This is a genomic window from Hymenobacter sp. ISL-91 (genome assembly GCF_018613725.1).
GTDB lineage: Bacteria > Bacteroidota > Bacteroidia > Cytophagales > Hymenobacteraceae > Hymenobacter.
In genome coordinates this window covers 203,564-230,219 of sequence record NZ_JAGGPS010000004.1, presented here as the reverse complement: position 1 = coordinate 230,219, position 26,656 = coordinate 203,564, and the positions used below count along the sequence as shown (strand labels likewise).

At 60.0% G+C, this 26,656-nt stretch carries 25 protein-coding genes and 4 tRNA genes; 10 read left to right on the top strand and 19 right to left on the bottom strand.

Translation table 11 applies throughout. From position 1 onward, the window contains the following. Positions 1 to 10: 10 nt before the first annotated feature. Positions 11 to 2,509, bottom strand: coding sequence for an AsmA-like C-terminal region-containing protein (locus J7E24_RS01885; protein ID WP_215134533.1), 2,499 nt, complete (start codon positions 2,507 to 2,509; stop codon positions 11 to 13). A 173-nt stretch (positions 2,510 to 2,682) separates the two neighbouring features. Between J7E24_RS01885 and J7E24_RS01880 the strand changes: the two genes are divergently transcribed. The 4 genes from J7E24_RS01880 (at position 2,683) to J7E24_RS01865 (ending at position 5,866) form a co-directional block, all read left to right on the top strand. Beyond that, positions 2,683 to 2,760 (top strand) — tRNA-Val (locus J7E24_RS01880). A 23-nt stretch (positions 2,761 to 2,783) separates the two neighbouring features. After that, a tRNA-Val gene (locus J7E24_RS01875) sits at positions 2,784 to 2,858 on the top strand. A gap of 71 nt (positions 2,859 to 2,929) precedes the next feature. Then, complete coding sequence (locus J7E24_RS01870; protein ID WP_215134531.1) at positions 2,930 to 4,552, top strand: ArnT family glycosyltransferase; 1,623 nt, start codon at positions 2,930 to 2,932, stop codon at positions 4,550 to 4,552. Positions 4,553 to 4,693: 141 nt separating this feature from the next. Continuing rightward, positions 4,694 to 5,866 carry a hypothetical protein gene (locus J7E24_RS01865; protein ID WP_215134529.1) on the top strand — a complete coding sequence of 391 codons (1,173 nt, stop codon included), beginning with the start codon at positions 4,694 to 4,696 and terminating at the stop codon, positions 5,864 to 5,866. Between the two features lie 137 nt (positions 5,867 to 6,003). On the opposite strand, the gene coaE is transcribed toward J7E24_RS01865, so the two are convergent. The 9 genes from coaE to J7E24_RS01820 all read right to left on the bottom strand — a co-directional run bounded on the left by coaE (position 6,004) and on the right by J7E24_RS01820 (position 14,647). Continuing rightward, on the bottom strand, positions 6,004 to 6,606 hold the full coding sequence (coaE, locus tag J7E24_RS01860) for a dephospho-CoA kinase (protein WP_215134528.1): 603 nt from the start codon (positions 6,604 to 6,606) through the stop codon (positions 6,004 to 6,006). Positions 6,607 to 6,617: 11 nt separating this feature from the next. After that, positions 6,618 to 7,862, bottom strand: coding sequence for a hypothetical protein (locus J7E24_RS01855; protein ID WP_215134527.1), 1,245 nt, complete (start codon positions 7,860 to 7,862; stop codon positions 6,618 to 6,620). 600 nt (positions 7,863 to 8,462) lie between these two features. Beyond that, a complete protein-coding gene (locus J7E24_RS01850) occupies positions 8,463 to 9,425 on the bottom strand; it encodes a hypothetical protein (RefSeq protein WP_215134525.1) in 963 nt (320 codons plus the stop codon). 142 nt (positions 9,426 to 9,567) lie between these two features. Further along, the gene (yajC, locus tag J7E24_RS01845; protein WP_215134523.1) at positions 9,568 to 9,888 is read right to left on the bottom strand and encodes a preprotein translocase subunit YajC; all 321 of its coding nucleotides are present in this window, start codon (positions 9,886 to 9,888) and stop codon (positions 9,568 to 9,570) included. A gap of 80 nt (positions 9,889 to 9,968) precedes the next feature. Then, complete coding sequence (locus J7E24_RS01840; protein WP_215134521.1) at positions 9,969 to 10,496, bottom strand: DUF1573 domain-containing protein; 528 nt, start codon at positions 10,494 to 10,496, stop codon at positions 9,969 to 9,971. A gap of 98 nt (positions 10,497 to 10,594) precedes the next feature. Next, the gene (locus J7E24_RS01835) at positions 10,595 to 11,605 is read right to left on the bottom strand and encodes an isocitrate/isopropylmalate dehydrogenase family protein (protein ID WP_215134519.1); all 1,011 of its coding nucleotides are present in this window, start codon (positions 11,603 to 11,605) and stop codon (positions 10,595 to 10,597) included. A gap of 221 nt (positions 11,606 to 11,826) precedes the next feature. After that, positions 11,827 to 12,138: a YtxH domain-containing protein gene (locus J7E24_RS01830; protein WP_116941769.1), complete on the bottom strand. Its 312-nt coding sequence runs from the start codon at positions 12,136 to 12,138 to the stop codon at positions 11,827 to 11,829. A 143-nt stretch (positions 12,139 to 12,281) separates the two neighbouring features. Then, on the bottom strand, positions 12,282 to 13,466 hold the full coding sequence (nusB, locus tag J7E24_RS01825) for a transcription antitermination factor NusB (RefSeq protein WP_215134517.1): 1,185 nt from the start codon (positions 13,464 to 13,466) through the stop codon (positions 12,282 to 12,284). Between the two features lie 89 nt (positions 13,467 to 13,555). Next, positions 13,556 to 14,647, bottom strand: a complete 1,092-nt coding sequence (locus J7E24_RS01820) for a Glu/Leu/Phe/Val dehydrogenase (RefSeq protein WP_176909110.1) — start codon at positions 14,645 to 14,647, stop codon at positions 13,556 to 13,558. Positions 14,648 to 15,056: 409 nt separating this feature from the next. On the opposite strand from J7E24_RS01820, the gene J7E24_RS01815 reads away from it, so the two are divergent. Then, the gene (locus J7E24_RS01815; RefSeq protein ID WP_215134514.1) at positions 15,057 to 16,841 is read left to right on the top strand and encodes an ABC transporter ATP-binding protein; all 1,785 of its coding nucleotides are present in this window, start codon (positions 15,057 to 15,059) and stop codon (positions 16,839 to 16,841) included. A 69-nt stretch (positions 16,842 to 16,910) separates the two neighbouring features. On the opposite strand, the gene J7E24_RS01810 is transcribed toward J7E24_RS01815, so the two are convergent. After that, complete coding sequence (locus J7E24_RS01810) at positions 16,911 to 17,306, bottom strand: T9SS type A sorting domain-containing protein (protein WP_215134512.1); 396 nt, start codon at positions 17,304 to 17,306, stop codon at positions 16,911 to 16,913. A 278-nt stretch (positions 17,307 to 17,584) separates the two neighbouring features. Here J7E24_RS01810 and J7E24_RS01805 point away from each other — a divergent pair. The 3 genes from J7E24_RS01805 (at position 17,585) to J7E24_RS01795 (ending at position 18,683) form a co-directional block, all read left to right on the top strand. Continuing rightward, a tRNA-Pro gene (locus J7E24_RS01805) sits at positions 17,585 to 17,658 on the top strand. A gap of 55 nt (positions 17,659 to 17,713) precedes the next feature. Further along, a tRNA-Pro gene (locus J7E24_RS01800) sits at positions 17,714 to 17,787 on the top strand. A 209-nt stretch (positions 17,788 to 17,996) separates the two neighbouring features. Then, positions 17,997 to 18,683: a hypothetical protein gene (locus J7E24_RS01795; protein ID WP_215134510.1), complete on the top strand. Its 687-nt coding sequence runs from the start codon at positions 17,997 to 17,999 to the stop codon at positions 18,681 to 18,683. A 79-nt stretch (positions 18,684 to 18,762) separates the two neighbouring features. Here the strand turns inward: J7E24_RS01795 and J7E24_RS01790 are convergent, their stop codons facing one another. Both J7E24_RS01790 and J7E24_RS01785 read right to left on the bottom strand, forming a co-directional pair. Beyond that, a complete protein-coding gene (locus J7E24_RS01790; protein ID WP_215134509.1) occupies positions 18,763 to 19,287 on the bottom strand; it encodes a hypothetical protein in 525 nt (174 codons plus the stop codon). 145 nt (positions 19,288 to 19,432) lie between these two features. After that, a complete protein-coding gene (locus J7E24_RS01785; RefSeq protein ID WP_215134507.1) occupies positions 19,433 to 21,193 on the bottom strand; it encodes an ABC transporter ATP-binding protein in 1,761 nt (586 codons plus the stop codon). Positions 21,194 to 21,345: 152 nt separating this feature from the next. Between J7E24_RS01785 and J7E24_RS01780 the strand changes: the two genes are divergently transcribed. After that, positions 21,346 to 21,699 carry a helix-turn-helix domain-containing protein gene (locus J7E24_RS01780; RefSeq protein WP_251046962.1) on the top strand — a complete coding sequence of 118 codons (354 nt, stop codon included), beginning with the start codon at positions 21,346 to 21,348 and terminating at the stop codon, positions 21,697 to 21,699. A 28-nt stretch (positions 21,700 to 21,727) separates the two neighbouring features. After that, complete coding sequence (locus J7E24_RS01775) at positions 21,728 to 22,306, top strand: IS630 family transposase (protein WP_317195607.1); 579 nt, start codon at positions 21,728 to 21,730, stop codon at positions 22,304 to 22,306. A 47-nt stretch (positions 22,307 to 22,353) separates the two neighbouring features. Here the strand turns inward: J7E24_RS01775 and J7E24_RS01770 are convergent, their stop codons facing one another. From J7E24_RS01770 to J7E24_RS01745, 6 genes are all read right to left on the bottom strand, one after another. Next, positions 22,354 to 22,809 (bottom strand): hypothetical protein, encoded by a 456-nt coding sequence (locus tag J7E24_RS01770; protein ID WP_215134503.1) that lies wholly within the window; start codon positions 22,807 to 22,809, stop codon positions 22,354 to 22,356. Positions 22,810 to 22,820: 11 nt separating this feature from the next. Next, entirely contained in the window at positions 22,821 to 23,456 is a 636-nt protein-coding gene (locus J7E24_RS01765; RefSeq protein ID WP_215134501.1) for an IS630 family transposase, read from the bottom strand. Next, positions 23,407 to 23,778: a helix-turn-helix domain-containing protein gene (locus J7E24_RS01760; protein ID WP_215134499.1), complete on the bottom strand. Its 372-nt coding sequence runs from the start codon at positions 23,776 to 23,778 to the stop codon at positions 23,407 to 23,409. The genes J7E24_RS01765 and J7E24_RS01760 overlap by 50 nt, the downstream gene beginning before the upstream one ends. A gap of 151 nt (positions 23,779 to 23,929) precedes the next feature. Next, positions 23,930 to 24,721: a tRNA pseudouridine(38-40) synthase TruA gene (gene truA, locus J7E24_RS01755; protein ID WP_215134497.1), complete on the bottom strand. Its 792-nt coding sequence runs from the start codon at positions 24,719 to 24,721 to the stop codon at positions 23,930 to 23,932. A gap of 83 nt (positions 24,722 to 24,804) precedes the next feature. Beyond that, positions 24,805 to 25,347 carry a GNAT family N-acetyltransferase gene (locus J7E24_RS01750; protein WP_215134495.1) on the bottom strand — a complete coding sequence of 181 codons (543 nt, stop codon included), beginning with the start codon at positions 25,345 to 25,347 and terminating at the stop codon, positions 24,805 to 24,807. A gap of 96 nt (positions 25,348 to 25,443) precedes the next feature. Continuing rightward, the gene (locus tag J7E24_RS01745; protein ID WP_215134493.1) at positions 25,444 to 26,643 is read right to left on the bottom strand and encodes a thiolase family protein; all 1,200 of its coding nucleotides are present in this window, start codon (positions 26,641 to 26,643) and stop codon (positions 25,444 to 25,446) included. Positions 26,644 to 26,656: the final 13 nt, after the last annotated feature.

The following is a 26,656-nucleotide window of genomic DNA, read 5'->3' as shown; positions in this document are numbered from 1 at the left end:
CGGCCACGGCTCAGAACTCGAAGAATTCGCCCGGCTGGGGCTCAGTGGGCTTTTTGGCCGGCTTCTTTAGCTCCCATGAGGGCTTGGCTTTGGGCGTGGCCGGTGTGGCCGGGTCAGTTGGGGGCGGGCCGCTTGCCGGGTTGCGAACCGGCGCCTGCCGGATGGGCAGGCCGGTTTCGTAGCGCACCACAAAGTTGCTTTCGGTGCCTTTTATCCCCAGGCGCAGCGTGGGGCCATCGGCGCGGGCGGCAGCGCGCGGCAGCAGGCCCGGCAGCAGCGGAATGCGCACATGGTAGTCGAGCTGCTGGTCGAAGGTGTGCGTGCCCGTAACCCGGATAAGCGCCGCTGCCCGCACATTGGAGCGAATTTCCATCTCCGGAATATATACTGTGCGGCTCTGAATGTAGAAGTCGTTTTGCAGCTCGGCGAAGCGCAGATGGCGCAGTGTGGCCCGGTCGGCTACCAGGCTCAGCTTCTGCAGCGGCTCGAAATTGAGCAGCTCGCCCTGCCGCACGGTGGCTTTCACCTGAGCTTCCAGGCGGTCGGTCAGCGGGCGCAGCTGGCCATCAAAGTACGTATCCGACTCGGCCGAGGCCGTGAGCGTGCCCCGCAGGTGGCGGCTGGTGAGGAAACGCTGCCCAAAGTCCTCGAACACATAAAACAGACTATCCAGCCGTACCTGCTGGCAGGCGGCTACGGTGCTGGCCTTTAACAAATCGGGCCGGCGGGCATCCACGCTACCCCGCACGCTCAGCTGGCCCCCGGCCGCCGTCAGGCGCAGGCCCTCCGAGCTGAATACCTGGTTTTGCAGCCGCAGCGTGCCGCGCAGCTGCCGGCCCCGCAGCCGCCGGTAACGCACCTGCCGGGCCTGCAGGCCTACATCGAGCACCAGCCGGGCCGGTACGTGCAGGCCCCCGGCCGGAGCCGCTGTGCCGCCGCTGCCGCCGGCTTTGCCGCCCGCCGGCTGGTAGGCATACAGCAGCTGGTTGAAATCCAGGAGCTGCGAGGTAACCGTGGCCTCAATCCGTAGCGGCTGGCCCGGCCCCAGCGCCCAGCCGGTGGCGTTGCGCACGGTGCCCCGGCCCCGGAAGTCGGAGTTGCCCAGGCGGCCCTGCAGGCTGCTCACGGCTACATCGGCCCCACGTAACTCCAGCTGGCCCACAAGGCCGCTAAAGGGCTGGCGGAAGTCGCGTAGCTGTAGCGTAACGCCGAAAAGAAACAATGTCCCACTAGCTTGTTGGGCCGTGGGCCGATGCCGAAGTACAGCCAGTGGACCATCGAGTCGTATGCGCAAGTTGGCCGTGCCTTTGGCCGACCGAATGGCTGCCACTGGAAAGAATTTCAGAGCCCGCTCCATATCTAGTGAGGCTTGCAAAAAAAGCCTTACGTAAGGCTGCGCAAGATTTTCAAGCCGCAAATTGCCAGTAAAGTAGCGGCCTGCCAGCCGCCCATTGAATTGCTCCAGGTCCAGGATAAGCACGGTACGGCCCACGGCGCGTTGTGTGCCGTTGCTGAACGTGCCCGACAGCCTTACGCTATCCACCTGCTGCCGGTACTCGGGATGGAAAAATGAGGCATTGCTGCACCCGAACTGGATTTCCACGGCCGGAGTGCGCTTGGCCGACCACTCGCCGCGCACCGACCCTTCAAAATACACCTGCCCCCGGCTCCGGTAACCGGTTAAAGACCGGGTAAGGCGGGTGGGTAGCAGGGCCAGCACTGCCTGCACATCGGCTTGGCGGGTGCCGGCCCGCAGGTTGAGCTGCGGGACCCCGGCGTACTCCACGGTACCTGAAACCGAGTAGCTATCCGCTCCCACCGCGAGGTCGGAAGGCAGCACTAACACCCGCTGCCGGGCCCGGTCGATATCGAGCCGCACGTTCAGGTTTACCTCTTTGGCCTTGAAGTAATTATCGGAGCCCAGCCGCACAGTTTCGATGCGAGCCGGGCCCGTTACGGCTACTTCCACGCGGGGGCCAGCCAGGCGTACGGTTGCCTGCAAATCGGGCGTTTGCAGGGCGAAGAACTGCTGGCGAGCCGCATCGGTGTAGGTGGCCCGCACGCGCTCCAGCCGGATGCCGCGCAGCTCCAGCGCGAAGGGCTGCTCGCTGCTTGTGGTAGTATCAGGTTTGATAATGTAGTAGTTGGGCTGGCCAGTGGTGTCGCGGCGCAGGTGCAACTGCCCATCGGCCAGTGTGAGGCGACGGATGCGGTAGTGGCCGCCCAGCAAATCGAGGGCGTCGAAGGCACAGTAGAGGCGGCGGGCCCGTAGCAGCCGGGTGGTGTCGGCGGGCAACGAACCCTGCATCACCACATCGTGCAGCGTAATGGAGAGGCGCGGAAACTGGTCGAGCACCGACACATCGAGGCGGCTGGCACGCACCGGCACGGCTAGATGCTGGTTGAGGGCCGCCACAAAGCGGCCAATCAGCCAGTCTTGGCCCAGCCATAGGCCCAGGCCGGCTGCCAGCAGCAGGCTTAGCAGCGTCAGCCCCACAATTTTCAGCATTCTACCCACCAGTGGCCCTCTATTTTTTATAAGCGAAATTTCTGACTGGCAAGGGGTTCCCCGCGGAACTAGACCGGGTCAGTAAATTTCTTCGCCCAAAGATGGGGGAAAGTGTTGCGTTTTCAGAAATGAGCCCCCATCTTTGCCATCCCAAACAACGGGAAACGCCCATCGGGAGATTAGCTCAGCTGGTTCAGAGCATCTGCCTTACAAGCAGAGGGTCACTGGTTCGAACCCAGTATCTCCCACCATTTTTATAGTACGCTCACCCATCGGGAGATTAGCTCAGCTGGTTCAGAGCATCTGCCTTACAAGCAGAGGGTCACTGGTTCGAACCCAGTATCTCCCACACAGTAAAAGGACTGCCGGTATCGGCAGTCCTTTTTTGTTTTAGTCCGGTTTCAGGCTTTTTTGTGCCGCATGTCCCGATCAGAAACCACTTCTGCCCCGCATAAGCTGCCATTGCCCCAGGGCGGCCAAAAATTGGCCAAATGGCTGTTTTTGGCGCTGCTGGCCCTGGGTATGCTGCTGGTGGCCGACTATGGCGTGTCGTGGGATGAGCCGACTGACCAGCGCAACGGCTTGGTAAGCCTGCGCTACGTGGCCGACCTGGTGCTTGGCCATAAGCCTTACCCGATCGAGCAGTACCGCGACAGTGACCATGGCGTGTTGTTTGAGCTTCCAATGACCCTGGTTGCCCGGTATGGTCTGGGCTTGGTTGGCGAGCAGGTCGACAGGAATTACTATCTGATACGCCATAGTTTCACGTTTTTGTTGGTTTTAGGGGGACTAGGGGCACTCTATGGGCTGGCCCGGCTCCGGCTGCACCGACCGTGGCTGGCGCTGTTGCCTGTAGTGCTGTTTGTGCTTTCGCCCCGGTTGTTTGCCGAGTCGTTTTACAACGCCAAAGACCTGCTATTCCTGGCGGTGTTCACTTTGGGCATGTTTACGCTGGCTCGGCTGGTGCAGCGCCCTACCCTTGGCCGCGCCCTACTACACGGCCTAGCCACGGCTGCTGCCATCGATGTCCGGCTGTTGGGCCTGCTGCTGGTTCCTTTCACCTTGGGGCTGTTGTTGCTGGTAAGCTGGCTGCCCACTACATCTGCCGGCCAACTCCGCCGTTTAGGAGCCGTGGTAGGAATATACCTGGTGGCAGCGGCTACAGCCGGGGTAGGGGGCTGGCCCTATCTGTGGGCCAGCCCACTACCCCGGCTGCTGTTGGCTTTCCAGCGGATGAGCCATTTTCCCTGGCAGGGCAACGTCTTGTACTGGGGAAAGCTGGAGCAGGCCCAGCACCTGCCATGGCACTACGCGCCCGTTTGGCTGCTGATTACCACGCCGGTGGCATACTGGGTGGCCGCCTTGGTGGGGTTGGTGCTGGTAGCCCTTTGGTTGGTGCGCCGGCCGCTGAAGGAGTTACGGACTTTCAATGGCCGCCTCGATTTGCTGCTGTGCGGCTGGCTGTTACTGCCCTTTGTACTAGTAATTAGTATGAAATCAGTTATTTACGACGGATGGCGGCACCTGTATTTCACGTATCCGGCCTTGCTGCTGCTGGCTGTATCGGGAGGTGAGCAGTTGTGGGAGTGGGGGCGCGGCCACCAATGGGCCCGGCCATTGCTACTGGGGCTGGGGCTGCTGGCGGGGTTCGAAATGGGACTTACGGCGGTGCGTATGGTGCGCATGCATCCGCATCAGCAGGTGTATTTTAGCTTTCTAACCAGCCAGCAAGTGGCGGGCACTTTTGAGCGCGACTACTGGGGGCTGGCATATCGGCAGGGGCTGGAGTACCTGGTGCGCCACCAGCCTACCGGCCCCATCTTGGTGGCCGCTGCCGAGGAGCAACCACTACTCAACAACTTAGTCTGGCTCAGCCCTATCGACCAACAGCGGATTCGTGTGCTGGACGAACCCGGTCCCGGCCGCTACTACTTTTTCGGCTACCGCGCCTGGCCTGGTTTGCTGCCAACCGGCCGGGGCCAGGAAGTGCACCATGTAGAAGCCGATGGCCTGACGATTCTATCAGTGCTCTATCAGCCCTGAGCTTGCCAGCAGTGCTTTGGAACGCCTGAATCTGGCCGGTTGGTGGTCGGTAACCACCGATATTGGCCAATACCTGTTTCCTTTGAAGCCAATCTACTCCTCAGCCAACAGCTGCCAACTGCTGGCTATTATTCTGAAAATATGCCGCTCTTCGAAGTCAATAGCCCTGCTCTCGTTCGCCAGTTTCTCGATTTGCCAGCCCGGCTCTACCAAAATCAGCCCAACTGGATTTCGCCCCTCGACCCGGATGTGGAGGCTGTGTTCGACTCGGCCAAAAATGCCCTGTTTGCTCGGGGCGAGGCCATCCGGTGGGTGTTGACCAATGCGGCCGGTACGGTGGTAGGGCGGGTGGCGGCCTTCATCAACCGCGACGCCGAGCAAGCCGACCCCACGCTGCCGGTGGGGGGTATGGGCTTTTTTGAGTGCGAGGACGACCAGGCGGCGGCCAACGAGCTGTTTGAGGCCGCCCGGCACTGGCTGGCCGCCCGGGGCATGACGGCCATGGACGGGCCCATTAATTTCGGGGAGCGGGACCGGTTCTGGGGGCTGCTGACGGAGGGTTTTACCGAGCCCAACTACGGCATGTTCTACCATCAGCCCTACTACCAGCAGCTGTTCGAGCAGTACGGCTTCGAGCTGTTTTTCCGGCAGTATACCTGCTACCGCGACGTGGATATGCCGCTACACGCCACGTTTTCGCGGGCCTTTGATACCTACGCGCAACAGTACCCGGTTTTTCAGTTCCGGCACGCCAACAAGCGCGACACCGAGAAGCTGGCCCACGATTTCCACCATGTGTACAACTTGGCCTGGGCCAACCACAGCGGCATCAACCCCATGAGCCTCGACAAGGCCCGCGAACTGGTGAAGCAAATGCAGCCCGTGCTCGATGAGCGCCTGCTTTGGTTTGCCTACCACAACGACGAGCCGATTGCATTTTTCGTGAGCCTGCCCGAGCTAAACCAGATTTTCAAGCAGGTCAGCCGCCGGTTTGGGCTGCTGGCCAAGCTGCGCTTTCTCTGGGAAAAGCGCCAGTACATGCAGCGGCGCGACAAAAAACTGTTCGGCGTCATCTTCGGGGTGGTGCCCGATTGGCAGGGCAAAGGCATCGAAAGCGCCCTGATGGTGCATGCCCGCGCCGAGTTTATGCGCACCGGCTACCGCGAAATCGAGATGAACTGGATTGGCGACTTTAACCCCCGCATGCTGGCCATTACGCGCTCCATCGGTGCCCGCATCTACAAAACCCATGTTACCTACCGCTACCTCTTCGACCGTGAACGGCCGTTCGAGCGCAGCCCGATTATTCGGTAGTCAGCAAAGTTAAAGAACGTATCAGGGTAAGGGTCCTGTCATTCAGAGCACAGCGAAGAATCTCGCGTGCTAACGTTGAGTTACTTACCCTAACGTTAGCACGCGAGATTCTTCGCTGTGCTCTGAATGACAAAATCTTAATCCGAAAGTGCCCTCAGCTCCGCATCTAGCTGCAGCACCTGCGGGATGAGGAGGTGTTCGTCGTCGTTGCGGATTACGTAGTCGGCGCGGGCCAGCTTTTCCTCCTCGCTCAGCTGCTTGCCGATGATGGTGAGCACATCCTGGGCGGTGCGGTGCGGGTCGCGGTGCAACACCCGCTGCTGGCGCAGCGCCTGGGGTGCAAAAACGGTGATGATGCGGTCGAGCTGCTTGTAAGCGCCTGATTCGTAGAGCAAGGCGGCCTCTTTGAGAACGTAAGCGTGGCCCTCGCTATGGCGGGCTGCGGCCCAATCGGCAAAGTCGCGGCCTACATGGGGGTGTACCAGGGCATTGAGGCGGGCCAGCTGCACCGGGTCGGGGAAGGCTATGCGCGCCAGGTAAGCGCGGTCGAGGCGGCCGGCGGCGTCGAAGGTTTCGGGGCCGAAGGCGTCGGTTAGTTCTTGGCGCAGCTCGGGGTTGTGGGCCATTACCTGCTTGGCCCGGCTGTCGGAGTCGTAGAGGGGCACGCCGAGCACGGTAAACAGCCGGCCCACTATACTCTTGCCCGAGCCAATACCGCCCGTAATTCCAATTTTAAGCATTGGGTTGGTTGCTACAATGGCGCGGCCGGCGGAATGCCCCCGGCCAGTTGCCCGAAAAAGGGCATCCGGTGCCGCAGGGCAAAAGTATCTATATAGCTGCGCAGTTCCTGCTGCTCGGGCACGCCGGCAGCAAAATGCAGCTCCACCAGCCACAGGTGTACCTGGTAATAGTCGAGCAGCCAGCCGTGGGTGTCGAGCATAAACAGCCCCCTGAGCCGGGTAGGACGGTTTACTAGCCGGCCCGTACGGTGGGCGGCTACTGCCTCGAAAGCGTACAGTAGCTCGGTGTACACGTTGTTTTCGAGCGTCGCTACTGCCGGAATTTCGGCCCAGGTAGCCGCCACCCAATCTGCCAGCACCGCGTATTGGCCGGTCAGAAAAAGCGCTTCGGCTACCAGGAAATGGAACCCGGCCGGGAACAGGTTGTAGAAGGCGGGCAAAGCGGCCGGGGCCGCCACCGAATGGGCGGCGTGCATGGTAGCCTGCTGCTGCAGCCGGCTGAGTAGCGCCGCCGGGAGCGGGTGGTGCGGGGCCGCGTGGTGGGCGGCTACTACCTCGGCAAAAGCCCGGCGGCCGTGCGGAAACGCGTGGCAGTTGGCCGGCACCGGCAGGGCCAGCAGGTGCACCAGTCGTCGTTGCCAGGCCGGCTCGTCCTGGGCCAGAAATTCGCCCAAAAACAGCGTGCAATGCCCAAACAGCTGGGCCTCGGGCATGGCTTTATGCTGCAGGTACTCGCCCAGCACTTGCCCATATGCTCCGTTCAGGTAAGCCAGATCCACAAACGATTCGACGTAGAACTCCTGCCCGGCCGGGTGGGCCGCCAGCCGCAGGGCCAGCGCGGGCGCCGGGCCGGTAGGTATGGCCGGCCGCGTAATACGGCCCAGGAAATAGCCCAGCAACAGCCGCTCGGGATACGCCAGCTGCTGCATGGTCAGCAGCTCCGGAATATCGGCCAGCTGGCTGGCTTCGGCTTCCGCCTGCTGGCGCAACGCCTGGCCGAAGGCTGCAAAATCGGCGTGCCCGGCGTAGCGCGCCAGCGTATCAAGCGTGTGCAGGTGGTAGCCACCCTCCTTGTTAACCAAGCCGAAGAACCGGCGCAGCGTGCTGGGGCTCAACCGCCGCCCGCCCGTGGCTGGTGCTTGGCGCAGTTCCTCTTCCAGGGCGTCGCAGTGGCTGGGGTAGCGTAACGGCTGCCCGAAGCGAGTAGCTACGGCGGCCTGCAAAGCAGTATGAACGGGTGGGGTTAGGCGGGGCACGGAAGCAGCAGAGGGTGATAAAACCGAAGTGAAACTGAAAGAAAAAGAATTTTTTGGCCTTTGCGGATATGCGGATAGCAATAGAATTTTGTGCTCAGCAAATAAGAGGAAGCGCTACAACCTCCTTTATCGTCGCCTGCTCCAACGCCATAAGGAAGTTCTAGAGGTGCAGCGCAAAGTGAAATCCGGCTTTGTTGGCCGTAATCAGTGCTTATATGAAATGCCCCTACTGCGCCCGGGAAAATACGTACTTCGAGAACACCTGTTCGCATTGTGGGACTCGAAACCACGATAACAGCAGTGTTTTAGGTAGCCCCTTGAATCTCGCTCCTGCCAATAAGCAGGCGAAGCCGCCAACCAGACCTAAACAGCCCTTTTTTAGCTGAGCGTAGCAGTAGCCGGAAGACAACATCCGGCCTTCATACTTGAGGCAGCCGCATGAAAGCTTGTCTATACGTAACTGAATAAAAGTGAGTGCTATAAGCTATATAAGGCCCCGCAGGGTAGCATTGGCCGCTTTTCGACCAGTGCTACCCTGCAGGGCTTTGTCGTTTGCAGAAAACGCTTTTTGTATTTCACCTGCTGGCAGCTAGCTGTGCGCTATTTGCTCTGTAGCCGTACGCCGCGCGTTAATACCAGATAGCCGCGTACCTGGGGCGGCTTGCGCGACAGGAAGGGGCGCATCACCGAGTCGGTGGGGCTGGCGAACTGGCCGTAATGCAGCTGCACCCGCAACTGGTCGGGCCGGAAAGCCGCGGTGTCTTCGGGGAAGAACTGCAGCCGCACCCGTACCGTGGCCGGCGTAAGGCGGAAGCTGCGGCCGGCGGGTGCATCAAGCAGTTCGGGCACTACATCCACGGGTATGGTTACCACAGGCCGGCGCACGAGGCGCACGCGCACATCGGTTACATCCGACTGCACCTGGTCGGGGCCGCCAATGGGTACCTGCACGTCGCCCTGGGTAGAGCCGGCCGGAGCCTGGGGCAGGTGTACGGGGTAGGGGTCGGGCAGGGAGTTGACTTTGCTGGCAGGGCCGGTGAAGGTAACGGTGTCGGGCTTGAAGCGGGCTTCGTAGGGCAGCGCGGCCCCATCGGTAGCGGGGCTCAGGGCCAGCGGCAGGCGGCGGCTTACCAGCCGGTCGAGGTCAACCCATAGCGTATCGGAAACCAGGTAATTAAGTTGCAGCCCGTCCATGGCCTGCTGCAGGGCAGGGCGCAGGCTGCCGGCCGTGAGGTAACGGGTAGAGGGGTCGCGCAGCACTATTTCGGCGGGGCGCACCTCCAGCGGCAACTGGCCCCGCAGCAGCTTCCAGCCCCGGCCGGTTACGTTCACGGCCACTTCGTGGGGCAGCGGCTGCACCGGCACAAAACGGGCCCCGTCGTAGCGACACACCAGCGGATAGCTGATGCGGGTGGTGTAGGTTTTGTTGAGCGCGTTGAGCAGCCAGAAGGTGCTGGCCACCAGAAAGCATGCCAACACGGCCCGCCAATAGCTTCGCTCCTGCCCGAAAAACGGGCTCACGAACCAGCGAAGCAGACGAATACTGGGGCGGGCAGACGACACAGGGAATCAACTGAAAAAGGAGTGAAATACGCGGCAGCAACTGCTGCCAAAACCAAAATTCCGGCCTCCGGTTGCGCCCGAAGCCGGAATTCCGGAATCCACAAGATACTACAAGCGCCGGATTGGTGCTTTGCCGCAGCTGCTATTCGGCCGTTGCGGTGGTTTTACTGGCTACCTCGCGGGCAATGGCCGAGCGGTCGAAGCGCAGGCGCACGGCCTTATCCACTTCCACCGTCACCGATTCTTCGCTCAGGTCTACAATTTTGCCGTGCAGGCCGCCAATAGTTACCACATGGGCACCCTTAGCCAGGCTGGCGCGGAAGTTTTTGGCGGTAGCCGCACGCTTCTGCTGGGGCCGGATCATGAAAAAATACACCACCCCGGCCATGGCCACCAGGGGCAGGTACTGGATGAGGCCTCCGGCACCGGCGGCGGGGGCTTGCAGCAAAAGAGAAGCGAACATAAGCGGGAGTTTCAGCGAGAGAGAGGCATCGTTGGCAACAGTAGGGAAGCAAGCATTACTGCCTGCTCCCCGCCGTTGGCTTACTGCCGGTAGGGGCCGTTTTGGCCGTCGGGCAGGATGTTGGTTTTGATAACCACTTTGTTGATGCTGGGCTGGGTATTAGCCTGAATGGCCACCTCCTTGTTCTGCATCCCGGTTTTGCCGTGGGCGTCAAACTGCACGTCAATCGTGCCCTTCCCGCCGGGCGCAATAGGCTCCTTGGTCCAATTGGGGGTAGTGCAACCGCAGGCGGCCGTCGCGTTTTCAATAATAAGCGGCGACTTACCCGTGTTGGTGAACTCGAAGGTAGTCTTTACTACCGCGTTCGGCTGGATGTCACCGAAGTCGTGGTCAACTTTGGCGAAGGTCATGACCGGTGCGTTGGGGTTGGGCGCTTCGGTTTCTGAGCTCACATTGGGGTTGTCGATAAGCGGAGCAGCCGTAGCGGCGTTGGCATCGGCGGCGGCGGCATTCATGCCTTCGGTGCCTACTTCGCTGGAGTTGTTGTTGCAGGCGCCCAGCAGCAGCGCGCTGGAAAGCAGCAAAGAAGAAAGCAGTGTACGTTTCATAGGGAACTGAAAGTCAAGATGAGAAGCCGGTATAGGACTTCCAAAAGACAAATATAAGTAAGCTTGAGTTGCAGTAAGGACTGGAATCAGGCCACCGCCTACTTTCCCAGGTTACCAATAATGGCCTGCGCAAACTCGCTGGTAGAAGCCGAACCGCCCAGGTCGCCGGTGCATTTGCTTTTGTCCTGGAGTGTCAGGTGCAGGGCCTTCTCAATCTGGTCGGCTTTGGCATGCTCGCCGATGTGGTGGAGCATCATCAGGGCCGAGCGCAGCAGGGCCGTGGGGTTGGCCTTGCCCTGGCCGGCAATGTCGGGGGCCGAACCGTGGACGGCCTCAAAAATGGCCATATCGTCGCCGATATTGGCACCGGCTACCACGCCCAGGCCACCTACCAGGCCGGCGCACAGGTCGGAGAGGATGTCGCCGAACAGGTTGGTGGTTACAATTACATCGAACTGCTCGGGCCGCATCACCAGCTGCATGCACATGTTGTCGATAATTTTCTCCTCGTACTGAATCTGCGGAAACTCGCGAGCTGCTTCCTGGGCCGCGTCGAGCATCACTTTGCCCGCTACTTTCAGAATGTTGGCTTTGTGGGCCATGGTTACTTTTTTGCGGCCGTGCTTGGCGGCATAGGCAAAGGCTGCGCGGCAAATGCGGCGCGCGCCCACCACCGTGTTGCGGGCTATCGAGTCGGCAATGCCGTTGTGCTCGTCGTACATTTCGAGGCCCGAGTACAGGCCCTCGGTGTTCTCGCGGAACAGCACCAGGTCGATGCCTGAGTCGGCGTAGCGCGAGGCTATACCGGGCGTGGTTTTAGACGGGCGTACGTTCTGGTAGAGATTGTACTTCTGGCGCAGCGTTACGTTGATGCTGCGAAACCCTTTGCCCACGGGCGTAGTGATAGGGCCTTTGAGGGCCACCCGGTTTTGCTCCAGCGAATCGAGCAGGGCCTGCGGAATCAGCTCACCCGAAGCATCGAAGGTGGTCTGGCCCGCGTTCTGCTCCTCCCACTGCACCGGAACCTCGGCGGCGGCAAAAATATCGATTACTGCTTTCGTGATTTCGGGACCAATACCGTCGCCGGGGATAAGGGTGATGCGCTGCATTATGTAGAAGAGTTGATGGTTTGAAGGGCGACCCGGCCGCTCGGGGGAGCAGGACCGGGAACGTTTCCGTAAAGGTACCGATACCGAAGCGGAGCGGGCAACGAAAAGTGCCGAAGTCCCGACAGTTGCGTCAGTTCTCCGGCACTTTTCTGAATATAATCAGCAAAAAAAGCAGAAAGCACCCGCAATAGTACGCCGGCTGCCCAGCGCAGCGGAGTTGCTTACAGTGTTTTGCGCGAGTTTATCTGGTCGATGAGCTGGTCGACGTCGCCCAGCAACTGCTCGGCTTTGCTCTTGGCATCCTGAATGACGCGCTGGCCCTCGCTTTTGGCCGAGCTAGGCCCTTGGTCGGAGCGGCTAGTTACAAGATTTTCGGTGAGGTCGGCCAGCGTTTCGCGGTACTTCTCGAGTTGGTAGCTGAGCCAGCTACGCGTTTCGCGGCCCTTTTCGGGGGCGTACAACAGGCCAACCACGGCTCCCGTGAGGGCGCCGCCGGCAAAGCACAGAATACCAGTGGTGGTTTTGCTGCTCATAACGGGAAAAGTGAATATAGGGAGGTGAGAGTTGGGACAGGATAGTAAACCTGCGTACGCAAACCGGCAGCCAGTAGTTGGAGGCACGTTATGCCGAGCGGGTAGCGCACAAAGCTACATGGTCAGACAACGAGTGTTTTTGCCTACTGATTGTCCAGCAAACCCCGGCCCGACTTGCGGATGGCGCCGCTGGCCGTCAGGTCCTGGGCCAGCTTGTCGAGGATGCCGTTGACGAACTGCTTGCTTTTCGGCGTGCTGTAGTTCTTGCTGATTTCGATGTACTCGTTGATGGTAACCTTTACCGGAATGGCCCGGAACAGATGCATCTCGCAAAGCGCCATTTTCAGCAGAATCTTGTCCGTCAGGGCCACGCGGTCTACGTCCCAGTTCTGCGACGAGTCGGCAATAAGCTGCTCGTACTGCGCGTCGTCGGCCAGCGTCTGCTGGTAGAGGCTTTCGGCAAACTCCTTGTCCTCGGTCCAGTTAGCCGACAGCGACATGAGCACCAAGTTTTCGTCGGCTGCCTCGTCGAGCATCTTCACCGTCTTGATAACCAGGTTCTTCACTACTGAGCGGTTTTCCTCCCAGTTCTGGTCATCCTCCTCAATGTACTCGGGCAGGGCCGTGCCCTTAAACACAAACTCCTTGTAGAGGTGCTTGAGCATTTCCTGGTCTTCGGCGTAGTTGCCGGCCGGGGCAGCCAGGTAGCTCAGCACCTCGGGGTCCTGCTTTATCTCGTTGCGCCAGGCTGCCCGCAGTGCGTCCAGCTCGGGCTGGCCGTGCCACTTCTGGTTGCGCCGAATGGTCAGGTCCTGCAGCTGCAGGTTTTCCATGAGCTTGGCAATGGCTTGGTTTTCCGAGAGCCGGGTGGTGTCCAGCAGCGGCTCCGGCGAGGCCGTCAGCCGCCGCGAGTCGCGCCCGCGTTCCTGCTCCAGTATCTGCAGCAGCACCTCCGGAATATTGAGCAGGTGTAGGTATTGGTCGTGAATGGCTTCCGCCCCGCTCACGAGTTGGCCGGCATAGTAGGTTTTATCCTTAGACACCGCCAGCTTGTAGAACTTGATGGCGTCGTTCACCGCCTCATTCACGTCGGCATCGTCGGTCGGCTCCGGGGTTTCACCCGATTTGTGCCACTCCTTGAAGATAACCTCGGCCATTTTACGCTGGCCTTGCAGCCGCTTGCGGTCGGGGGCTTCAGCCGCCGTCAGGTCGGGCACGAAGGCTTCCGCAATCCGCTCAAGAGCCAAAGAATAATCGGACCCGACGGCCTGATGGTAGGCGTACAGGGCCTGCATGACCTTGATGCGGAGCGTGCGACGGTTGAGCATTGGGTTGGGTTGGTAGTTGTGAGCGGGTAGTTGTCAGTTGTCAGTCATTGAGCGACCTGACAACTGACAACTACCAACTGACAACTCAATTAGTAAGTAGATTTTACCTTGCCGATGGCGGCGATGCGCTCCTCGGCCTGGCGGGTAGCGGCGGCCTGCGGGTGGCTGCCTTCCTGCTCGGCCTTAGCCAGCACCTGGGTAGTGATGTCGTAGATTTTCTCGGTCTGGATGAGGGCCGCCTCGCGGTTGCCACCCACTACTTCCGAGTACACATTGATGAGACCACCAGCATTGATGAGGAAGTCGGGAGCGTACACGATACCGCGCTTCACCAGCTCGGGGCCGTGCAGGTTCTCATCGGCCAGTTGGTTGTTGGCGCAGCCGGCCACCACCTGGCACTTCAGGCGCGGAATGGTGTCGGAGTTGAGCGTGGCACCCAGCGCGCAGGGCGAGTAGATATCCACGTCCTGGTCATAGATGTCGTTGAGGCCGACCATTTGGGCGCCGAAGCGGTTGGCCGCATCGAGGGCCCGGTCTTCGTAGTAGTCGCTCACGATCAGCTGCGCGCCTTCTTTCTGCAGATATTCCAGCAGGTAGGTACCCACGTGGCCCATGCCCTGCACGGCAATACGCTTGCCGGCCAGCGAGTCGGAACCGAAGGCGCGCTTGGCGGCGGCTTTCATGCCCATATAGGTACCATAAGCGGTTACGGGCGACGGGTCGCCGGAGCCGCCCATGCTCTCGGGCAGGCCCGACACGTGCTTGGTTTCCATGCGGATGAACTCCATGTCGCGGGTGGTCATGTTTACATCTTCGGCCGTGATGTACTTGCCGTTGAGGTTCTGCACGAAGCGGCCGAATTTGCGAAGCAGCGCCTCGGTTTTCATGGTAGCGGCGTCGCCGATGATGACGGCTTTGCCACCACCCAGGTTCAGGCCCGAAATGGCCGCTTTGTAGGTCATGCCGCGGCTCAGGCGCAGTACGTCGTTCAGGGCTTCGGCGTCGGAGGCGTAGTGCCACATGCGGGTACCGCCCAGGGCGGGGCCGAGCACGGTGTTGTGGATGCCGATGATGGCTTTCAGGCCGGTTTCGTGGTCGTGGCAGTACACTACCTGCTCGTGCTGGAACTCGGCAATCTGGCCGAAAACGGAGGCCTCGGTTACTACTTGCGTTTCAACCATAACGTGGGGGAGGTGGAAAATGGGTGGGTGGGAAGGGGAGGATTGGCGTACCTTCGCGGTGGTAGCGGCCCGCCGCCAACGCTCGGCAGTCGTTAAACGATGTGGAACGGCCTTTGGCTGTTCTCCCTCCGCTCAATGAACGTCCCGCGCGGCTTCGGCCCGATGCCCCCGCAATTCGGGTGCAAAAGTACGCCGTTTTACGGGAGTTTGGAAGGAGAGAAAGTACAGACGCAAAATGTTGTGCCTCGGCGTTGCTGTTGTTGTTCATTCGGTTCCGAGCGATACGAACCAGTCAGCGGCAATATTTCGACGGGTGCTTTTGTAAGCCATAAAATGAGCCGAGGAAACCCTTTGCGCCGTTTATAACTTTCTACTTTCCTACGCTATACCACCTCCCAACTTTTCGCTGGTGCCCGCACTTTCCGCTACCAATAAATACCTGCTACGCTATAAATGGCACTTCCTCGGGGGCGTGCTGTTCGTGGCCCTGAGCACGCTGCTGGCCATTTTTCCGGCTCAGATTGTGCGCTACGCCTTCGATCTGGTGGGCGAAGGAATTGACTTGTACCACCTCTACGGCGGCACCCGGGCCCAAACGCAGGTTTATGAGTTGTTCGGGCGCAACGTGCTGTTGTATGCGCTCCTGATTTTGCTGATGGCGCTGTTACGGGGCATCTTCCTGTTCTTCATGCGCCAGACGCTGATTGTGATGAGCAGGCTGGTGGAAAACGACCAGAAAAACGAAATCTACCAGCACTACCAGAGCCTGCCGCTGAGCTTCTACCGCCGCCACAGCACCGGCGACCTGATGTCGCGCATTTCCGAGGACGTAGGCCGGGTGCGCATGTACATCGGGCCGGCCATCATGTACTTTATGCAGCTCGTACTGCTGTTTGTGCTGATTGTGCCGCTCATGCTCATGGTGAATGTGAAGCTGACCCTTTACACGCTGCTGCCATTGCCGGTACTCAGCGTGAGTATTTTCTACGTCAACAACATCATCCAGCGGAAGTCCGACGAAATCCAACGTTCGTTGTCGGGCATGACGACGTTTGTGCAGGAAGCCTTTTCGGGCATTCGGGTCATCAAGTCATTTGTGCGCGAGCAGGATTCGCACCGGCAGTTCACGGCGGCTTCCAACGAGTACAAGGAGAAGTCGCTGAGCCTCAACTTCGTCAACTCGCTGTTTTTCCCGCTGATTCTGTTTCTGGTGGGCCTGAGCACGATTATTACCGTGTGGGTGGGCGGCCAGGAGGTGATTCGGGGCACCATTACCACCGGCAGCATTGCCGAGTTCCTGATTTACGTGAACCTGCTCACCTGGCCCGTTACGGCCTTGGGCTGGACTTCCTCGCTGGTGCAGCGGGCCGAGGCCTCGCAGGCCCGCATCAACGAGTTCATGGACCAGAAGACCGACATCGTCTCGCGCCAGCATATCGAGCTCGACATCAAGGGCGACATCAACTTCGACCATGTCTCCTTCACTTATCCCGATACCGGCATTCAGGCCCTGCGCGACGTGTCGTTCCGCATCCGGCCGGGCCAGACGCTGGCCGTTATCGGCAATACCGGCTCGGGCAAAAGCACCGTGGCGGCCCTACTCTCGCGCCTGTATGATGTAACGGAGGGCAGCATCAGCGTCGATGGCGTGGATGTGCGGGACCTGGCCCTCACGTCGCTCCGAAGCCAGATCGGCTACGTACCGCAGGACGTATTCCTGTTCTCCGATTCCATCCGCAACAACATCAACTTCGGCCTCGATGCTCCCGACGAGTCCCGCATGCTGCAGGCCGCCAAGGATGCCAACGTGTATACCAACATTATCGACTTCCCGCAGGGTTTCGATACCAAGCTTGGCGAGCGGGGCATCACGCTTTCGGGCGGGCAGAAGCAGCGTGTGAGTATTGCCCGCGCCCTAGTAAAGGAGCCCAAAATCCTCATTCTGGACGACGCCCTTTCGGCCGTAGACACCGACACCGAAAACGCCATTCTGGGGGCCCTGCAGCGCATCATGCACAACCGCACCAGCCTCATCATCAGTCACCGCGTGAGCTCGGTAAAGCTGGCCGACGAAATTCTGGTGCTCGACGACGGCCAGATTGTGCAGCACGGCACCCACGAAGTCCTCATGCGCGACGAGCAGGGCCTCTACCGCGCCCTCTACGAGCGGCAACTCCAGAGCGAGGAAGCGTAGGTGAGTAATTAAGAATTAGGAATTAGGAATTAGGAATTAAGAATNNATTCTTAATTCCTAATTCCTCACCTACTGTCCCAGCATCACGCGTTTCATGCCGCGCCGCTCGCCGGCTATGCATTTTACGATGTAGGCGCCGCGGGGTAGATTGGCTACGCTGAGCACTACCGCTGACTCGCCGGCCAGCAGCACGTCGCGGGTGATGACGGGGCGGCCGTCGGTGCCGTTGACCTCGATGCGAGTAGGGCCGGTGGCGTCGGTGCGCACGGTTAGGGCGTTGGTGACGGGGTTGAGGTCGAGCCGCAGCTTCAGCGCCTCGTTATGCGCTGCTGGCGCTTCCGTGGTACTAGTAATCAGGGATGGTGGGGTTGCGGCTACGGTGGTAGCGGCCGGGGCCTGTGCCTGTGCCAAGGTGCCAACCGCCAGCAACGCCAGCAGGCAAACCAGGAAAGTAGAGATTTTCATATAGATGCTGAAAAACGAGGTTCAATCTGGGCAGGGAAGATACGATGAACACCCCTGCTACTGGTTTTGCCGACCTAAAAGTAAGCTGCTACTGCCGGACAAGAAGCGCGCCAAATCAGTTTTTTTGGTGGCCCCGGCTTTTTTAGCAAGAGACAACCGGCACGCAAACAGTTGCATAAGACAGCCTAATGGCGAAAATGCCCGTCGAGGCGCAAGAAAAACCGTGCGGTTGCTTGCGTTTTACCGTTTGGGTGGCGTACATTTGCCTCATCATTCATCGGGGTGTAGCGTAGCCTGGTATCGCGCCAGCATGGGGTGCTGGAGGTCGTAGGTTCGAATCCTGCCACTCCGACTGACGAATGTTTTTCGATTAAGGCCTCCGGGAACCCCACCCGGAGGCTTTTTTTCGGGGTGTAGCGTAGCCCGGTATCGCGCCTGCTTTGGGAGCAGGAGGCCGCAGGTTCGAATCCTGCCACCCCGACCCTATAGTACCCTCTCTTTCAAGCTGCCCGCTGAACTTTGGTTCGGCGGGCAGTTTGGCGTTTGGGGAAATTGAATATTAGTGGGAGTTTGAGCCCGCGAAAATAGATAGGCTTATAGCTATACCATTGGATTACGAAAGGGCATTGACGTGTCGTCTGCCAGTTGGCAAACGCTTACTTTCGCCCATCTTTTATTCTTTCCCACCTTATGAAGAAGACCATCTTTGCCACGCTACTCCTAAGCGCCGGCATCCTATCCGCCCAAGCCCAGATTTCGGCTGGCAACAAGCTGCTTACCGGATCCATTAGCTACTCAAGAAAATCAGAGTCCGTTAACTCATTTTATACCAACCAACCGGAGAAGATAGTAGAGGACAAATTCAGCTTTGCACCGAGCGCTGGATATTTTGTGACAGATAATGTGGTGGTAGGATTAACTGGCGGAATATTCATCAACAGGAAGCACGAAGCTCGGTTTCGTGATCCAACAGGATTGGTTAGCGTGCGGTTTGAGGAAAAGAACCGGACGCTTAGTGGCGGTTTATTCGGGCGCTATTACAAGTTCTTGGGAGAGAAAGTGGCTATGTATGGGCAGTTGGGTGCCAGCTACCAAAACACATATTATTCTACCCTCCTTTACACAAACTCGGGTTACACGAAGCCCGGCCGGAGCGAAGGTTTATCTGCCAGCCTAGCACCTGGACTGGTCTTCTTCCCGACCAGCAAAATAGGGCTAGAATTGGCTATCCGCGGTGCCTCCTATAATCGGTCAACCTTCCGTTATACTGCGGGTAACAGTAGCAGCCCGCAAAAAAACACCAGTAGTAACTTGGACTTCGGCTTCGGCCTTGACGACCTGAATTTGGGCATCTCGCTCTACCTGGGCCGCGACTAGTTCTGCACAATCTGCCAAAAACCAAACGGCCCTCCCGAAAGCTTCAGGAGGGCCGTTTGACGTTTAGGGATTACAAAACCTACCTCACCACCGCGAAAACCTCCGGCTCGCCCTGGTCGGGGAAACGCTCTAGGTAAACGTGAGCCAATGCCAGCTTCTGCGCTTCGGCGGCGGCCGTAATGCCGGAGTAGAGCTTGCCGGGGGCCACGAGGTAGCTGGCCTGAATGCGGGCGTGCAGCACGCGCTGGCCGGCGGCGAAGGTGCGGTAGGTATAGCCCTTGGGAAGCGGCTGGCTGGTGGTGTCGGCCACGAGCACGCCCACGAACACGCGGGCCGAGTCGCGGGTGCTTTCGGGGCTGTTGTAGAAGATGTTGCCGAAGTCGCCGCGCAGCTTGCCCGATTTGCGCACGTTGTAGGCTTCGCGGGTCAGGTCGCCAAACGCCTCGTCGTTGGCCGGGCCGGCGTAGTAGCGGCCGGCCACAAAATAGGGCTGGGTAGTGGTTTCGAGCGTAACGGTAGCGGCCTTGAAGCCGCCCATCTGCCAGTACACGGCCGAAAAGCCAACAATCAGCAGCAAAGCTAGGGCAAGGAAAATTCGATTCATAGAAGGGGGAAAGAAAATGCTGTCAAAAAGAACGTCATGCAGAGCGCAGCGAAGCATCTCGCGTGCTGACGTCAGAATTACTGTTGCAACGTCAGCACGCGAGATGCTTCGCTGCGCTCTGCATGACGTTCTTTTCGGCTCAAACCTACGCGTACTGCATCTGGTAGAGGTTGGCGTAAAAACCCTGGTGGCGCAGCAACTCCTCATGGGTGCCCGATTCCTTGATTTCGCCCTTGTCGAGCACGATAATCTGGTCGGCTTTCTGAATGGTACTCAGGCGGTGAGCAATAACGAGGCTGGTGCGGCCCTGCATCAGCTTCTCGATGGCCTGCTGAATCAGCTCCTCCGTCTCCGAATCGACCGACGACGTGGCTTCATCGAGAATGATGATGCGCGGCTGGTACACCATGGCCCGCACGAAGCTGATAAGCTGGCGCTGGCCCACCGAGAGCGTAGCGCCGCGCTCCATCACGGCGTAATCGAGGGCGCCGGGCAGCCGCTCGATGAAGCGGCGGGCGCCCACCAGGTCGGCGGCCTCCCAGATTTGGGCGTCGGTGATGTCGGTTTTGCCCAGCGTGATGTTGTCGCGAATGGTGCCAGCGAACAGAAACACATCTTGGAGTACCACGCCGATGTGGCGGCGCAGGTCCTTGAGGTCGTAGTCGCGCAGGTCGTGGCCATCGATGTTGATGGTGCCTTTGTTGATTTCGTAAAAGCGGCTCAGCAGGTTGATGATGCTGGTTTTGCCGGCCCCAGTGGCCCCCACGAAGGCGTAGGTCTGGCCCGCTTTTATATCAAAGTTCACGTCGCGCAGCACCCAGTCCTCGTCGTTGTAGGCAAACCAGACGTGCTCGAACTGCACGTCGCCGCGCAGCTGCTCGGGCGTGTAGGTGCCGTTGTCGGCCATCAGCTCCTTGCTGTCGAGCAGCTTGAGCAGGCGCTCGGTGCTCACCAGGCCCAGCTGCAGGGTGTTAAACCGGTCGGCAATCTGGCGGATGGGCCTGAAGAACAGAGCGTTGTACATGATGAAGGCGATGAGCGCGCCCTTGGAAATCGTGCCTTCAATCTGGCCCTGGGCGGCATACCACACCAGCAGGCCCACGCCGGCGGCGGCCAGCACTTCGGCCACCGGGAAGTAGATGCTGTAGTAAAGCACCGAGCGGATATTGGCGCGGGTGTGTTCCTGATTGATGGCCTCGAACTTGCGCTGCTCGCGGGCTTCGTTGTTGAAAATCTGCACCACGTTCATGCCCGTCAGGTGTTCCTGCACAAATGAGTTGAGGCTGGAAACGGCCGTGCGTACCTCCTGAAACGAGGTCTTGATTTTCTCCTTGAACACGTAGGTACTGAACAGCAGCGGCGGAATCACCGACAGGCTGATGAGCGTGAGCCGCCAGTCGATGTAAAACATGAAGCTCACGATGAACACGAGCTGCAAAATATCACCAATCATGGCCGCCAGCCCCTCGCTGAACACGTCCGACAGGGTTTCGACGTCGGAGATATTGCGCGTCACGAGCTGGCCGATGGGGGTGCGGTCGAAGAACTTGAGGCGCAGGTCGAGGATGTGCTGGTAGAGGTCGACGCGGATGTCGCGCACGATGTACTGGCCCAGCCAGCCGCCAAAGTAGGTTTGCAGGTAGCTAACAACGGCGTGGCCCACCAGCAGCACCAGCAGCAGCCCGAACATCTGGTTCAGGCCCGACAAGTCGCCCTGCTCGATGCTCACATCCACCATCTGCTGAATCAGGAAGGGGCGCAGCGTGCCCAACGCGGCCGTGGCAACGGTGAGGAAAATCAGGAAATAAAAGACGCGCCGATACGGGCGCACATATTTCATCAGGCGGCGCAGTACCTGCCAATCGAATACGTTGCCGGTTTTGGTGGCGGGTTTAGCTTGCTCCATTCGTGGTTTCTACGGGAATGCAAAGGTAACTCCAAGAAGGAGCTAGAAGTTAGAAGCCAGGAGTTGGAAGTGAACGTTATTAGGATTATGATGCGCCTATAGCGGTTTCACGGACAGCTTATCCTTTTCTGCTGCTTTGCGTAGGGTAAGATATGCAACCTTACTCACTTGATTTACGCACCCGCGTGGCCGCCGCTTGTGCGCAGCCCGGCTCGCGCCAGCAGCAGGTCGCTGAGCGCTTCGGCGTGAGTGTCTCGTTCATTAAAAAGTTGCGCCACCAGCAGCGGGTCACCGGCTCATTGGCCCCCAAGCCGGCCAGCGGTGGCCCGGCCCGCCTCATTTCGCCCGCCGAGCAGGCCTGGCTCGTAGCCTACGTAGGCCAACACGCCGATGCCACGCTGGCCGAGTTGAACGCCGCCTGGCAGGCCGAGTTTGGCCGCCCGGTGGGCCAGACCAGCATCTGGAACGTGCTCAACGAGCACGGCTTACGCCGAAAAAAAAAGTAAGCACGCCACCGAGCGCGACACCGAGCGCGTGCGCGCGGCGCGGGCCGAACACGTTGAAACCGTTTGTACACGGCCCGATGTGGCCCGCTTCCATTTTCTCGACGAGACGGGCCTGCGCCTGGACTATTGCCGCCACTATGCCCGGGCGAAAGGCGGACAGCGCGTGGGCCAGCCCGTGCCGCTGACCAGGGGCCGCTCGTTGACGCTGATCGGGGCGTTGTCGGTGCGGGGCCTGGGGGCGGTGCAACTGCTGGAGGGCGGCCTGAACTACGTGAATTTTGCCTGGTACGTGACCGAGTGTCTGGCCCCTACGTTGCGGCGGGGCGATGTGCTGGTGCTGGACAACTTATCGGTGCACAAACTGCCTGGCGTGGTCGACTGGTTGGCCGAGTGGGGTGTGGAAGTGGTTTTTTTGCCTCCCTACTCGCCTGATTTCAGCCCTGTCGAGCAGGCCTGGAGCAAGCTCAAAACCAAGCTGCGCGCCGCTCAGGCCCGTACCCGCGAGGCGCTCGAGCACGCCGTGCAGCAGGCCATCAGCTGGATTACGAGCCAGGATGCGCGCAACTGGTTTGACCATTGCGGCTATCATACCCAACCCGCCCAATGATGGGATAAACTGTTCGCGAAATCGCTATAGAGGAGGAATGAAGAATCTTACGGGCTCACCTTGGGGTATTGTATCTGCCCATTAATGGCTATCAACAAAATTTCTTCCGGGGTTAATTCTGGCGTGAGAACAACGGGCTTTTGCAATAGGGCAGACACCTGCAGCAAATAATGCATAAGCGCGTTATGCTCCTCGATGCTGTGAATTTCCTTTGGCGCTATATCATTGTCCAACTCATTTTCTACAAAGAAAAAGCAGTTCACAATACAGCCGCCGACATTGATTGATGCACGTGCATATTGCTCAGAAAGACCGTCCCACACAGCAAAAACATTGGCTATATCAATTGCAGTTTCTGTTTTATCGGTATCGTAATACTTGTATTCTACCGAATATTCTGAATTTACTAGTTCGGCCCATTTAGCCCAATCATCTCGGCTTGTATTAAAAATGAAAATATCCCGTAACGAACCATCGCGATAATATAGCGGTTTCGTGAACATCTAGCCCATCTTTACGCTTGTGCGACGTGATAGCCGCAGTGGTTGAACCACCCGAGCGCATCAGCGCTGGTAATCCAGCTGACGGCCTCTTGCAGCGCGTCGATTAACGCCTCGCGGGTGCGGGCCTGTGCCGCCCGTAGCTTGGTTTTGAGCTTGCTCCAAGCCTGCTCGACGGGGGTGAAGTCGGGCGAGTAGGGCGGCAGAAACAGCAGTTCCACGCCCCGCCCGGCCAGCCACTGTTTTACCCCACTAAGTTTATGGGCCGATGCGTTATCGAGCACCAGCACATCGCCCCGCCGCAGCGTCGGGGCCAGGCAGTGGGTGACATACCAGGCAAAGCGGTGCTGGGTAAGCGCCCCATCGAGCACCTGCACCGCCCCTAAGCCCTTCACTGACAGGGCCCCGATCAACGTCAGGGCTTTGCCCCGATTCAATGGAACGCCTCCCCCCACCCGCTGCCCACCCGGAGCCCGGGCGTAGCGGCGGCTATAATCCAGGCGAAGAGCCGTTTCATCCAGGAAGTGGAAGCGGGCCACGTCGGGACGGGTACAGACGCTAGCCACATGCGCGGCGCGGGCCGTGCGCACGCGGGGCGTGTCACGTTCCGTGGCGTGCAGACTTTTTTTTACGACGCAGCGCGTGCTCATTGAGCACGTCCCAGATGCAGGTTTGACAGACAGACCGGCCCGAGTGGGCCTGCCAGGCGGCGCCCAGTTCGCTCAGCGTGGCGTCGGCGTGCTGGCCCACGTAGGCCACGAGCCAGGCCTGGTCGTCGGCCGAGAGTAGGCGCGCAGGCCCCCCGCTAGCGGGTTTAGGAGCCAGTAAGCCGGTTTCCCGCTCACGTCGTAACAGGTCGCGCACGAACGAGCGGCTCACGCCGAAGCGTTGGGCGACCTGCGTCTGGCGAGCTTTCGGTTCGCGGCAGGCGGCGGCCACCCGGGTGCGTAAATCAAGCGAGTAAGGTTGCATAATAGGGCATACGGCTAGATACCCAGAAAGGTCTAACCGTTCACGAACCATCGCGATAATAAATACTTCTAGCTAACTGCTCCCAATTCATAGAAGAAACGTTTGAGGTGGTGTAATCTGGATATTAGGGGCACGCGCACCAAATATCACTCTACTGACCTTTGAAATACGGCAACCCCGTTGGCAATAGCGCCTCATCCACCAGCTCAGCCGGGTACTCGACGCGACACAGGAACAGGCCGCCGGCCAGGGCCGCGCCGCTGGCATGCACCCGGCTCAGGCTGCGAAAAATAGCCCCGAACTCGGCCGGACTCAGCTTGCCCCGGCCCACGCTCAGCAGCGTGCCCACCACCAGCCGCACCATGCCGCGCACAAAGCGGTTGGCCCGGATGCGGAACACCAGCCCGCCCGGCTCCAGGTGCCAGCCGGCCTCGAAACAGGTGCAGTTGTAGTGCTTTTCGGCCCCTTTTACTTTCGAAAAGCTGGTGAAATCGTGGGTGCCGACCAGCATGGCGGCCGCCTCGTTCATGGCTTCCAGGTCGGGGGCGCGGTCGAGGTAGAGACTGAAACGGGTGGCGAACGGGTCGGGGATGAGGCGCACGTGGTACTCGTAGGTGCGGGCACGGGCCGCGAAGCGGGCGTGGGCGTCGGAGGGCACCGGGTGCAGCACCTGGCCCCGGATGCCGGTGGGTAGCGCCCGGTTGAGGCGGTAGAGCAGCGTAGGCAAATCGAGGCTCTCGGGCACATCGGCATCGAAATGCGCTACCTGGTGGCTGGCGTGCACGCCCGAGTCGGTGCGGCCGCTGCCTAGGCAGTACACCGGCTGGCGCAGCACCTGGCTCAGGCAACGGTCCAGCTCCTGCTGCACCGTAGCCACGCCCGGCTGAATCTGCCAGCCGTGGTACTCGGTGCCGTCGTAGGCCAGGTGCAGAAAATAACGCATGTTTTGAGTTGGTAGCTATTAGCTGACGGTTGTCAGCTTTTTTTGTGAGATTGTTGTTCGGTCGGAAGCTAACAACTCAAAACTTAGACTACTTGGGCGAATAGCAGCGAATCCAGCACCTCATCGTTCTTGATGACGTTGCGGCGCAGGCGGCCTTCGAACTCGTAGCCGGCCTTTTCGAGCACCCGCGCCGAAGCAGGGTTGTTGGCAAATACTACCGCGTAAAGCCGGCAGACCTCAAAATTGGCCAGCACGTAGGCCGAGGTGCTGCGTACGACGGCCGTGGCCAAGCCCTTACCCCAATGAGTGGGAGCGAGCCAGTAACCGATTTCAGCCGACTGGCGGCGCACATCGGTTTTGAAGTGGACCCCCACGCTGCCCACCGGCTCGCCATCCACCTCAATAGCCAGAAACAGGTCGCGGGCGCTGTCAGCTACTAGGCACAGAAAGAATTCTGCGTCGCTGGCCGAGTACGGGTACGGAAACGTGTCGCGCATGTGGCGGGCCACCCGCTCGTCGTTGGCATGGCGTACTAGGGCCGGCGCGTCGGCAAACGTCCAGGGACGCAGCCGGGTCTTAAGTACTCCGGGCAGCTCTAGCGTCGGGTTCAGCAGCGGGTCGGGCATATTTGAGGGGGAATATAAGCTGTAACGCGAACCGCAGGCCAGCGAAACAAAGCCGGAGCTTAGCGTTGCTGGCCTGCGGCTCGCGCTACAGGCCTTCTACAGCTTCTCGTAAATGATGGCCGCGCCCTGGCCAACGCCCACGCACATGGTAGCCAGGCCGTAGCGGATGTTTTCGCGGCGTTGCATTTCGTGTAGCAGCGTGGCCGTTATGCGGGTGCCGCTGGCCCCCAACGGGTGACCGATGGCAATGGAGCCGCCATTTACATTCACCTTGGCGGGGTCAATGCCCAGTTCGCGCATGGAGGCCAGGGCCTGGGCGGCAAAGGCTTCGTTAAGCTCGAACAGGTCGATGTCGTCGATGCTGAGGCCGGCGCGCTCCAGCACCTTGCGGGTGGCCGATATGGGCCCGATGCCCATGTAGGCGGGGTCGACGCCGGTAACGGCCGAGGCCACTACCCGGGCCATAGGCTTGAGGTCGTACTTTTTCAGGGCTTCCTCGCTCACCATCAGCAGGGCAGCGGCCCCGTCGTTGATGCCGGCCGAGTTGCCGGCCGTTACGCTGCCATCTACCTGGAAGGCAGGCCGCAAGGTGGCCAGCTTTTCGAGGGTAGAAAGGCGCGGGTGCTCATCCTGATCGAAGAGGGCCGCATGCCCTTTCGGGTTCGGAATGAATACGGGCACGATTTCGCGGCGGAAACGACCCTTCTCGAAGGCGCGCTGGTACTTGCGCTGCGAGTCGAAGGCGAACTGGTCCTGGTCGGCGCGGCTCACGTTGTACTGGCGGGCTACGTTCTCGGCCGTTTCGCCCATGGCGTAGGGGTGGTGCAGCTTTGAGAGCTTGGGGTTGACGAAGCGCCAGCCCAGCGTGGTATCGTGGGCCGTAAAGTCGCGGTCGAAGGCCGTCGTCGACTTGGCCATCACGAAGGGGGCGCGGGTCATGCTTTCGGTGCCGCCGGCCAGGTACACGTCGCCCTCGCCGGCCCGGATGGCGCGCGAGGCATCCATAATGCTTTGCAGGCCCGAGGCGCACAGACGGTTGACGGTATTGCCGGGCACCGTAACGGGCAGGCCGGCCAGCAGCGCGGCCATGCGGGCCACGTTGCGGTTGTCTTCGCCCGCCTGGTTGGCAGCGCCCAGAATCACATCTTCAATGGCGCTGGGGTCGAGGGTGGGGTTGCGGCGGAGCAGTTCACGCAAAACGTGGGCGGCCATATCGTCGGGGCGGACGCTGCTGAGCGCGCCGCCGAATTTGCCAATGGGAGTGCGGACAGCGTCCACGATATAGGCGGTAGGCATAGAGATGATTCCT

What these genes read in the sequence shown, in the direction of transcription:
- J7E24_RS01835 (WP_215134519.1), bottom strand. Translation starts at nt 11,605, where the DNA reads ATGCAGCGCATCACCCTTATCCCCGGCGACGGTATTGGTCCCGAAATC.
- J7E24_RS01790 (WP_215134509.1), bottom strand. Translation starts at nt 19,287, where the DNA reads ATGAATCGAATTTTCCTTGCCCTAGCTTTGCTGCTGATTGTTGGCTTT.
- J7E24_RS01785 (WP_215134507.1), bottom strand. Translation starts at nt 21,193, where the DNA reads ATGGAGCAAGCTAAACCCGCCACCAAAACCGGCAACGTATTCGATTGG.
- J7E24_RS01795 (WP_215134510.1), top strand. Translation starts at nt 17,997, where the DNA reads ATGAAGAAGACCATCTTTGCCACGCTACTCCTAAGCGCCGGCATCCTA.
- truA (WP_215134497.1), bottom strand. Translation starts at nt 24,721, where the DNA reads ATGCGTTATTTTCTGCACCTGGCCTACGACGGCACCGAGTACCACGGC.
- J7E24_RS01750 (WP_215134495.1), bottom strand. Translation starts at nt 25,347, where the DNA reads ATGCCCGACCCGCTGCTGAACCCGACGCTAGAGCTGCCCGGAGTACTT.
- nusB (WP_215134517.1), bottom strand. Translation starts at nt 13,466, where the DNA reads ATGCTCAACCGTCGCACGCTCCGCATCAAGGTCATGCAGGCCCTGTAC.
- J7E24_RS01865 (WP_215134529.1), top strand. Translation starts at nt 4,694, where the DNA reads ATGCCGCTCTTCGAAGTCAATAGCCCTGCTCTCGTTCGCCAGTTTCTC.
- J7E24_RS01830 (WP_116941769.1), bottom strand. Translation starts at nt 12,138, where the DNA reads ATGAGCAGCAAAACCACCACTGGTATTCTGTGCTTTGCCGGCGGCGCC.
- J7E24_RS01840 (WP_215134521.1), bottom strand. Translation starts at nt 10,496, where the DNA reads ATGAAACGTACACTGCTTTCTTCTTTGCTGCTTTCCAGCGCGCTGCTG.
- J7E24_RS01810 (WP_215134512.1), bottom strand. Translation starts at nt 17,306, where the DNA reads ATGAAAATCTCTACTTTCCTGGTTTGCCTGCTGGCGTTGCTGGCGGTT.
- J7E24_RS01820 (WP_176909110.1), bottom strand. Translation starts at nt 14,647, where the DNA reads ATGGTTGAAACGCAAGTAGTAACCGAGGCCTCCGTTTTCGGCCAGATT.
- J7E24_RS01885 (WP_215134533.1), bottom strand. Translation starts at nt 2,509, where the DNA reads ATGCTGAAAATTGTGGGGCTGACGCTGCTAAGCCTGCTGCTGGCAGCC.
- J7E24_RS01870 (WP_215134531.1), top strand. Translation starts at nt 2,930, where the DNA reads ATGTCCCGATCAGAAACCACTTCTGCCCCGCATAAGCTGCCATTGCCC.
- J7E24_RS01780 (WP_251046962.1), top strand. Translation starts at nt 21,346, where the DNA reads ATGCAACCTTACTCACTTGATTTACGCACCCGCGTGGCCGCCGCTTGT.
- J7E24_RS01770 (WP_215134503.1), bottom strand. Translation starts at nt 22,809, where the DNA reads ATGTTCACGAAACCGCTATATTATCGCGATGGTTCGTTACGGGATATT.
- yajC (WP_215134523.1), bottom strand. Translation starts at nt 9,888, where the DNA reads ATGTTCGCTTCTCTTTTGCTGCAAGCCCCCGCCGCCGGTGCCGGAGGC.
- coaE (WP_215134528.1), bottom strand. Translation starts at nt 6,606, where the DNA reads ATGCTTAAAATTGGAATTACGGGCGGTATTGGCTCGGGCAAGAGTATA.
- J7E24_RS01745 (WP_215134493.1), bottom strand. Translation starts at nt 26,643, where the DNA reads ATGCCTACCGCCTATATCGTGGACGCTGTCCGCACTCCCATTGGCAAA.
- J7E24_RS01765 (WP_215134501.1), bottom strand. Translation starts at nt 23,456, where the DNA reads ATGAGCACGCGCTGCGTCGTAAAAAAAAGTCTGCACGCCACGGAACGT.
- J7E24_RS01760 (WP_215134499.1), bottom strand. Translation starts at nt 23,778, where the DNA reads ATGCAACCTTACTCGCTTGATTTACGCACCCGGGTGGCCGCCGCCTGC.